The sequence below is a fragment of the Planctomycetota bacterium genome (assembly GCA_016872555.1).
GTDB lineage: Bacteria > Planctomycetota > Planctomycetia > Pirellulales > UBA1268 > F1-20-MAGs016.
In genome coordinates this window covers 1-8,975 of sequence record VGZO01000086.1, presented here as the reverse complement: position 1 = coordinate 8,975, position 8,975 = coordinate 1, and the positions used below count along the sequence as shown (strand labels likewise).

Below are 8,975 nucleotides of genomic sequence, written 5' to 3'. Positions count from 1 at the left end.
GAGGTCGGCGGCATGCCAGAGCTGACCGTGGTGGTGGGCGAGCATGTTCCAAAACCTGCGCAGCGCCGCTGCCGGCACCCGGACCCCGAGCTGCGGGATGTCGCGTTCGAGGAATGTCTGGAGGAACTGCCGCCGCCAGGCGACCGATTCGGCCTCGCTCCGGGCGGTGAAGGCGAGCGGAAAGCCTCCGCGCAGCCAGTGGCGCTCGAGCCGGGTGGCGCCAACATCGGCCAGCCTGAACCCCTCGAGCGGCACGGTCTCGACCCGACCCGCGAGTGTCTCGGAGGAGTGCCGGATCAGTTCCGGCGAGGCGCTGCCGAGGATCAGAAACCGCGCCGGGAGCGGGCGGCGATCGGCGAGGACCCGCAGCAGGGGAAACAGGTCGGGCCGCCGCTGGACCTCGTCGATCACGACGATGCCCCGCAGTGTGCGCAGCGCCGTCTCCGGCTCGGCCAGCCGGGCCAGGCCGACAGGGTCTTCGAGGTCGAAATAGTTCGGCGACTCGGGGTCTACGAATTCCCGCGCCAGCGTCGTCTTGCCGCACTGCCGGGGGCCGAGGAGGGCGACGATGCGGCTGCGGGCAAGCGCTCGGGAAACCAGCCGGCGGTCGGTCTGGCGGTCGATCATCCCCCCACTCTATGTCCATGAAAATCTAATGTCTACCGTTAGGATTTCATGGTTCGGTGGCCGCCCTTTGCCGCCCCGGCCAACTGCGATTGCCTCCGGGCCCCCGCGTTCGGGAAGATGCCCGGAGAGCGCCGTGGCCCGATGGGTGCCGCGGCAGGTGCCGGACGAGGGATCGATGCCGCTGTTGAGTGTCCAGGGACTGGTGAAGACCTACGGCCGCCGGAGGGTGGTCGACGGCGTCGATTTCCACGTCGAGGCCGGCGAGATCGTCGGCCTGCTGGGCCCCAACGGCGCCGGCAAGACGACCAGCTTCCGGATGACCTGCGGGATGGTGATCCCCGACTCGGGGCGCGTCCTCCTCGACGACCACGAGATCACGCGCTGGCCGATGGCGAAGCGCGCCCGCGACGGCGGGATGGGCTACCTCGCCCAGGAGCAGAGCGTGTTCCGCAAGCTGACCGTCGAGCAGAACCTGCTGGCGATCATGGAGCTGGTGGGGATGGGGCGGGCGGAGCGCAGGCGCCGCTGCGAGAAATTGCTCGAGCAGTTCGACATCGTCCGGATCCGCAAGTCGCGTGCCCACTACATCTCGGGGGGCGAGAAGCGGCGCCTCGAGATCGCCCGCTGCCTGGTGACGGAGCCGCGGATCATCCTCCTCGACGAGCCGTTCACGGGGATCGATCCGGTGACGATCCACTCGATCCAGAAGATCATCGTCGGCCTGCGTGACGGCGGGATCTCGATCCTGATCACCGACCACCGCGAGCGCGAGACGCTGGCGATCACCGACCGCAGCTACGTGGTCCGCGCCGGCAAGGTGCTCTGCCACGGCACCGCGCAGGAGGTGCTCTCCAACCCCGACGCGCGGAAGTTCTATTTCGGCGAAGCCCCGGTCGACGTCCCCAACGCCGTCGAGGCGGCGTAGCGGAGCGCGGGCCGCCTGAGCCCCTATCCAGGGGGCTGACACCGGCGTAGGCCGGCAGCCTCGTCCCGGCCGGTGTGATGGCGTCGCCATGTCCAACGCCTTCTTCGAGCAGCCGATCCTCAACTCCCCCTACGTGGCCCCCGCGCGCCATTGGGAGCTCGACAAGGACGGCCAGCCGACGCAAGCCATCGTCGAGACCCGGCGGAAGGCCGAGTTCGTCACGCCGATCCCGAAGCCGAAGAAGCGGAAGGGCAAGAAGGACACGCAGGCCGACTTGCCCCTCGGGGACGACACCGGCCTCTCGACTCGACAGCAGCAGTACGAGTCGATGTCGATCATCAACGAGATCAGGAGCGCCGTCACCACCTGGCGCGAGCGGCTCAAGCCCAGCGAGTGGCAAGTCACCCCCGAGACGGCCCGGCTCCTCAAGCATTGGCGGTCGCACCAGTTCGCCGGGGTGCGCCCGTTTTTCTGTCAGGTCGAGGCGGTGGAGACCGCCATCTGGCTCACGGAAGTCGCCCCGCACTCCGCCGCCGGGAAACGGATCCTCGAATACCTCGCCCGGGCCAACGACGATGCCAACCCCGGGCTCCACCCGCTTCGTGAACTTCACCACGTCCCGCGACACCATGTGGGAGACGGCCCCCGACCGCTGCCACGTGAATTGGGTGGTCTGCGACAGCGGCTGGGAAGCGCAACTCTGCCGCGTGGTCGAGGATCATCCGCAGGTCCGGGCCTACGTGAAGAACCACGGGCTCGGCTTCGAGGTGCCCTACCGCTACGGCTCCGAGGTCCGCCGCTACCGCCCCGACTTCATCGTGCGCGTCGATGACGGCCACGGTGACGATGATCTCCTGAACCTCGTCGTCGAGATCAAGGGCTACCGCCGCGAGGATGCCAAGGAGAAGGCCGAGACGATGAAGACCTACTGGGTGCCGGGCGTAAACCATCTCGGCCACCACGGCCGGTGGGGCTTCGCCGAGTTGACCGAGGTCTACACGATCGAGAGCGAGTTCACCGCCAAGATCGAGAGGGCGTTTGGAGACTTGATCGAGGCAGCCGGTGCACCGCCCGTTCTGAAGCCGGTGTAGCGGCAGGCAGCGCGAGTCAACGGCGACGCTCGGGCGGGTGGTGAGGAGCGAATGATGGCCTCCGTGTCGATCGAAGACGTGCCGACTCCCGTGGCCGCGTCGATCATCCGCGGAGGGCGGGTATGAGCGACATCTCCCGGGAGAAGGCCCTCATCTTCCGCATCACTCACATCGACAACGTGCCGTGGATCCTTTCCCACGGCGTCCATTGTCAAAGTGCTGCCACGAAGGACCCGGCCTTTCGGTCCATCGGTGACCCCGACTTGATCACCAGACGCTCGAACCGAAAGGTGCCCATCGCGCCCGGCGGAACGCTGAGCGACTACGTTCCGTTCTACTTCACGCCCCACTCGCCGATGCTCCTCAAGATCAAGACGGGGCATGGGGTGGAGCAGCTCCCGATGGCCGACATCGTGATCCTGGTGTCGTCGCTGCCGAAGCTCGTCGAGACCGTCACACCCTTCGTCTACACCGACCGCTACGCCTACGTTCAGACGGCCCGATACCTTGCCGACCTGCACGACCTCGACTGCATCGACTGGCACTTGCTCCGCGAGCGGAATTTCCAACGGGATCCGAACCACCCTGAACGAAACGAGCGGTATCAGGCGGAAGCACTCGTCCACCGCCATCTGCCCGTCTCGGCGCTGCTCGGGATCGCGTGCCATGGCCCGGGGCCTCTGGAGCGGCTCCTTGGAATACAGACAACTGCCGGGGTATGTTTGAAAATCCTCAAAAAACGCTCCTGGTACTTCTGATGATCCGCTACACCCAAGGCAATCTGCTCGAAGCCCCCGTCGAGGCGCTCGTCAACACCGTCAACGAAGTCGGGGTGATGGGCAAGGGGATCGCGCTCATGTTTCGGGAAGCATTTCCCGAGAGTTCCCGGCGGTACATCGCCGCCTGTCGGGCAGGGGAAGTGAACGTCGGGACGATGTTCGTCGTTCGCGACCACGATCTGACCGGGCAGCGCTGGATCATCAACTTTCCGACCAAGAAGCACTGGCGCCAGCCGTCGAGGATGGAGTGGATTCGCGACGGCCTCCACGACCTGGCGCGGGTGATCCGGGCGCGGCGGATTCGGTCGGTGGCCATCCCGCCGCTCGGTTGCGGGGCCGGCGGGCTCGAATGGTCGCAGGTCAAACGGGAGATCGATCTTGCGCTCGCCGATCTCGACGAGGTCGACGTCGTCGTTTTTGAGCCGACGTCGGAGTACCCCAACACCCCCAAACGCAGCGGTGTCGAGCACCTGACGCCGTCGCGGGCGCTGATGGCGGAGCTGGTGAGGCGGTACGGTGTGTTGGGAATGGACTGCACGAACCTCGAAGTGCAGAAGCTCGGGTGGTTCCTCACCAGGGGGATCCGCAAGCTGCGGCTGACCGACCCCCTCGGTCTGAAGTATTCCCCGGAAAAGTATGGTCCGTACGCGGATAATCTCCGGCACCTGCTCAATGAATTGGACGGGAGCTACCTGCACTGTGAGAAGCGGCTCAGCGATGCCGGGCCGACCGATTTGATCTGGTTCGAAGCCTCGAAGCGATCGGCAGTCGAAGCGTTCCTTCAGTCGGTGGAGTGCCTCGAGTACCGCAACGCGCTGGAGGCGACTGCCGCGGTGATCGACGGATTCGAGTCGCCGCTCGGCATGGAACTGCTGGCAACCGTCGATTGGATGGCGTCCGAACGGCAATGCCCGCTGACCCTTACGGCCGTCAAAGCGGGGTTGGCCGAATGGCCGGGCGGTCACGCGGCCGCCCGCCGCAAGCTGAGGCTTTTCGATGATCGCCTGCTGCTCATTGCCATCGAGCGGCTGACCGCCGCCAGCCTCTCGGGCTGACGAGTGAACTCGCGCTGATCGGAGTGGCCGGGCGCCCGACTCCCAGGAAGGATCCGATGGCCAAGCGCAAGAACGCAGATGTCTTCCCCAAGGTCGTCGAGATCAAGGGCTACCACCGCGAGGATTCCAAGGAGAAGGCCGAGACGATGAAAACCTACTGGATGCCCGGCGTGAACCGCCTTGGCCACCACGGCCGCTGGGCTTTCGCCGAACTGACCGAGGTCTACCAGATGGAGAGCGAGTTTGCCGCCAAGGTGAAGGGCTGTTTCACCGACTTGATCACTCGGGTGACGGGCGGTGCTGCCCGCGATCGCGGCGGTGCGGTCGTGGGGTGAGGGGGTAGAATCATCGCCAGGGTGAGGGTCCAAGAGCGTTCTGGAGGTGCCGACCGATGGCCACGGTGACGATTGATGAAGCCCAGGCCCGCCTTGCCGAGTTGATCGACCATCTCCGTGCGGGCGAGGAATTGACGATCACCCGCAGCGACCAGCCCATCGCCAGGCTCCAAGCAGAGGGGCCCATTCCCGTGATGCCGCGGGCGCCCGGTTCGGCCTTGGGGACGCTGGTCGTCGTGTGCGAAGACGAGTCGCATCTCGACGACTTCGCGGAGTACATGCGGTGAGGATCCTTCTCGACTCTACGGCGTTGCCCGGCTCTGGGAGCAGCCACCACCCAAACCGACGGCTCTCCCGATGGCCACGCGCGAGAAGGCGGATGTCTTCCCCAAGGCCGAGTGCGAGTGTCTCGACGACAAGCCCTCTGAAGATACGAAAAGGGCGTCCACGAAGCCGAAGTCCCGAAGGATCGCGGTCAAGGTCATCAACCACCTCGGGGACGAGGTGATGAAGGTTTTTCGGGTGTAGGATGGGCCCGGCGTGGTCTTCACTCACAGTAGCTCGTTGCCATGGCAAAGCCACCAGTCTCCGCGGCCATCGACGTGCGGCACACGTTTCCCGCGCTGGCTCACGCGCCGGTTGTTGAGACAGTCGTGGAATGGCGTGCCGAGCCGACCGTCACCGTCAAGATCGACGAAATGCGGCCGACGTTGGAGCAGTCATTCAAGGGCTACTCAATCCAGCCCTTGCGGCACCTGCAGACGACGATCGCGGCGTCGGAACACGGCGTTGGGGTTGCCGAGGCAGTGGAGCAATCCGGATATCGTGTCGTTTCCGCGGACGGCCATGTCGTGGGCCAGATACTTCCCAATGGTGTAGCGGTCAGTCGTTTGGAGCCGTACGCGGGGTGGGAGGAGTTTCTTCCTCGGGCCCGCCCGTTTCTTACGGCGTTTGTCATGGCCGCTCAACCGACGACGTACAGCCGACTTGGTGTCCGCTCCATCTCCAAAATTCCGCTTGCCGTCGGCAAGGGGGTGGCCACCTTCATGAAGGGCGTGGGACGCCCGTGGAGCGATTTCGGCCTGGAGTCGACATCGTTCTTCCATCAGGATGCCGTACGCTGGCCCGGCACGGCATATGGCGTTCGCCTTGTACGGGCAATGGACCCCAGCGAGGCTGGCGACTTGGGCGTTCTGTTCCTCGACATTGATATCTCGTTGGAGGAGACTATTCCGTTGGATGAGGCGGATCAGCGGCTCGAGGAAATGCGATTTCTGAAAAATCGTGTGTTTTTCTCGACTGTCAGGAACGCCGAGGCCCATTTTGGCGAGCGGAGATGATCGATGGTGGCAGGCGGCTGGAGAAAGCACTTCGGGGCGGGGCCCGCGGCCCTGCGACTTGAAGAAATCGCGGAGGGAAGCCGAAAGCGACAGCGCGTTTCGCTGACTTTCGCCCGCACCAGCGGGCCAACGCGAAAGCCCGCTGCTGAGGCGCTGTTCGAGGAATGGATTCAGTATTCCAAACCCGATTGGGATGGCGAGGAGGCGCGTGCGGTGCCGCCGGATCGCCTCCGCTCGGCGATCGCGCTCGTCGAAGCCTTGCCGCTGACGTTTCCCGCCCCTGAAGCCTGCGCAGACCGCGATGGGGACTTCTGCCTTGAATGGCACCGCGGTCCCAGGAGAACGATCAGCGTAAGCATCGGTGCCGCTGGGGTGCTGCACTGGGCGGCCGTGATCGGCGACGATGACCCAAGAGGCACGTGGCGATTTTCGCCCGACGTGGGTGACGACGCCCCGGAGATGCTTCGCTACCTCCTCAGTCGGATTTACAGATGAGCCGGGGTCACTTCGAATGCTCGATCCAAGCAAAGTTCCCGATGTCACAGATGAGGAGACGCTGGCCCGATTCGTGATGGTGCAGGGAAACATCAGGGCCGATGGAACGCTGCGGCACAACGAATTCATTCCGCCCGCCTCGGGGAAGCTCTCGGTGATGAGGCACCTGCAGGCGACAACGGATGAGATTTGGGACGAAGGGCGTGAGGTAGCGAGACTGCGCGGCAAGCGACTCCTCGCGCGAGCGGATTTCGCGGCCGGCGAGTGTCGGAGTGTCGGCCTGCGGGTCACGGCGTCGCCCGTCGAGCTCGACCCGCCATCGACCGCTGAACCTCGGCGGAGGCTGGCAAACCCGAATCATGCCGATGTGGTCTATCCGACTTTCGCGGCTACCCATCCGGGTTCGCCCCTGCCGAAAGCTGACCGGATGGCGATCGCAAAAGCACTCGTAGCCAACGGCCTTCGGGTGATTTTCGCGCCCGTCACCTCGGCCGATCCGGACTCCGCGGCAAACTCACCGGGGTAGCCAGCAATTCGGTCTTCTGCCTGGCCCGTCCGCTCGCCCCGCGCCGGTCAGGCGGTCCGGCGGCGGCGGCGCAGGTAGACCGTGCCGGTCACCAGTGCACCGGTCACCATCAGCGCCGTCGAGGGCTCGGGCACGGCGACGAGCTTCACGCTGCCGCCGCCACCCTCGTTGAGGACGATCCCGATATCCCAGGACTGCGGCCCGGCCGTGCCGGTGATCGTCGGGAGATTGCCGAGCGCCAGGCCGTTGTTGACGATCGAGCCGGTGAACGTGAACAGCGTCCAGGCGATCGGGTTGGTAAGCGTGGCGTTGGTCGTCCAGTTCGACACCGCCGTCGGATCGGGCACGTTGAGCGTGCCGTCGAGGACGAGGTTGCCGTTGATGATCACCAGGTCGTTGATCCCGCCGCCGGCGGTCTGGTTGGTCTCCGCGAGATCGAAATTGAGGACCGATCCGGCCGACAGGCCGAGGTCGCCGGTGATCGACAGCGTGCCCGGCCCGCCGCCCGGGGCGAGCGTGCCGTTCATGAGCACGTTGCCATTGATCGCACCGGTCCCGGTCAGCGTCGCGCCGCTGCCGATCGTCACGCCGGTCGACGTGAGCGTGCCGCGCACCTCGAGCGAGGCGCCGCTCCCCACCGTCACCGGCCCGGCGCCCAGCGCCGTGGTCGGGGCCACCTCGAGGATCCCGCCGGTGACGCCGACCGTTCCGGTGAAGCCCGTGTTGAGGGCCGCGCCGGTGAGTGTCAGCCTGCCGGTGCCGGTCTTCTCGAACAGCCCCGTGCCGTTGATGTCGCCGGCAAACGTGCCGTCGGTGGTTTGGTTGAACTCGAGCGCCGCGTTGGTCGTGATCGTGCCCTGGAGGCTCGTCGTGGTGCCAATCAGTCGCCCGGCCTGGACCGTGGTGGCGCCGGTGTAGGTGTTGGCACCGGAGAGGCGCCACGTGCCCGAGCCGTTTTTGACCAGCGACACCGGCAGGCCCGAGGCGTCGGCGATCACGGCCGCGAGCGTGTTGTTGCCGGTGTTGGACCCGGTCAGCGTCAGCACACGCGACGTCAGCGCGGCAGGGGGGGTGAAGGTCAGTGTCTGTGCGCCGGCGGTGTTGGTGCCGTTGGCACTGAGGCGCACGAAGTTGACGCCGACTTCGGTGACCGTCGTGCCGGCGGGAATGCCGGCCCCCGATGCCGTCACCGCCGAGCCGACGACGATCTGCGCCGCCTGCGACGTCGTGAGTCCGACCACGCCCGCACTGGCGACCAGCGTGCTTGAAAATGCCACCGTGCCGGCGCCTTGGCTGATCGTGCCGGTGTTGGCCAGCACCAGCGCCCCCGACCCGGAGGCATCGATCGTGCCTCCCGAGCCCTGCATCGTGAACAGCCGGTCGGTCGATTCACCGGCGCCAGAGTACCGGAGGGTGCCGGTGTTACCGACCGCGTTGCCGGTGAGCACGAGGTAGGCCGAATTGGCCGGTGCCTGGCCGAGATTGCCGACGGTGCCACCGTTGCCGATCGTGGCCGCCGAGAGCGTGCCTTCGCGCACGATCGTCTGGCCGCTGTAGGTGTTCGCCCCGGTGAACGTGAGCGTTCCCGCGCCGTGCTTGATCACGCCGCCGCCGTTGATGATCCCGTTGAGCGTCACGGGGGCCGACGTGCTCTCGACGGAAACCACCGAATTGTTGGTCGCGGCCGAATTCAGGAACATGCCGCCGTTGAGGGTGAGCGGCTGCGAGCCGCCGAACCGGGCGAAGCCGTTGGTGAGGATGACGTCGTTGGCAAACGTATTGGGCCCGCTTCCAGCGGACAC

10 protein-coding genes and 1 pseudogene are annotated in these 8,975 nt (G+C 66.0%); 9 read left to right on the top strand and 2 right to left on the bottom strand.

The window, feature by feature from the left end:
• Positions 1–627, bottom strand: a 627-nt coding sequence (locus FJ309_16595; protein MBM3956196.1) for an ATP-binding protein, incomplete at its 3' end; no start/stop codon positions are given.
• Between the two features lie 175 nt (positions 628–802).
• Between FJ309_16595 and lptB the strand changes: the two genes are divergently transcribed.
• The 9 genes and pseudogenes from lptB (at position 803) to FJ309_16550 (ending at position 7,173) form a co-directional block, all read left to right on the top strand.
• Entirely contained in the window at positions 803–1,552 is a 750-nt protein-coding gene (gene lptB, locus FJ309_16590) for an LPS export ABC transporter ATP-binding protein (protein ID MBM3956195.1), read from the top strand.
• A gap of 580 nt (positions 1,553–2,132) precedes the next feature.
• Positions 2,133–2,559 (top strand): annotated as a pseudogene (locus FJ309_16585) (restriction endonuclease).
• 206 nt (positions 2,560–2,765) lie between these two features.
• Positions 2,766–3,401, top strand: coding sequence for a DUF4433 domain-containing protein (locus FJ309_16580; protein ID MBM3956194.1), 636 nt, complete (start codon positions 2,766–2,768; stop codon positions 3,399–3,401).
• Positions 3,401–4,477 (top strand): macro domain-containing protein, encoded by a 1,077-nt coding sequence (locus FJ309_16575; GenBank protein MBM3956193.1) that lies wholly within the window; start codon positions 3,401–3,403, stop codon positions 4,475–4,477. Before FJ309_16580 ends, FJ309_16575 begins: the two co-directional genes overlap by 1 nt.
• A gap of 56 nt (positions 4,478–4,533) precedes the next feature.
• The gene (locus tag FJ309_16570) at positions 4,534–4,812 is read left to right on the top strand and encodes a hypothetical protein (GenBank protein MBM3956192.1); all 279 of its coding nucleotides are present in this window, start codon (positions 4,534–4,536) and stop codon (positions 4,810–4,812) included.
• Between the two features lie 56 nt (positions 4,813–4,868).
• Positions 4,869–5,099, top strand: coding sequence for a type II toxin-antitoxin system prevent-host-death family antitoxin (locus FJ309_16565; GenBank protein MBM3956191.1), 231 nt, complete (start codon positions 4,869–4,871; stop codon positions 5,097–5,099).
• Positions 5,100–5,381: 282 nt separating this feature from the next.
• On the top strand, positions 5,382–6,152 hold the full coding sequence (locus FJ309_16560; protein ID MBM3956190.1) for a TIGR04255 family protein: 771 nt from the start codon (positions 5,382–5,384) through the stop codon (positions 6,150–6,152).
• Between the two features lie 3 nt (positions 6,153–6,155).
• Positions 6,156–6,647, top strand: a complete 492-nt coding sequence (locus FJ309_16555) for a hypothetical protein (GenBank protein ID MBM3956189.1) — start codon at positions 6,156–6,158, stop codon at positions 6,645–6,647.
• Between the two features lie 16 nt (positions 6,648–6,663).
• A complete protein-coding gene (locus FJ309_16550) occupies positions 6,664–7,173 on the top strand; it encodes a hypothetical protein (protein ID MBM3956188.1) in 510 nt (169 codons plus the stop codon).
• A gap of 47 nt (positions 7,174–7,220) precedes the next feature.
• Here FJ309_16550 and FJ309_16545 read toward each other — a convergent pair.
• Positions 7,221–8,975, bottom strand: a 1,755-nt coding sequence (locus tag FJ309_16545; protein ID MBM3956187.1) for a PEP-CTERM sorting domain-containing protein, incomplete at its 5' end; no start/stop codon positions are given.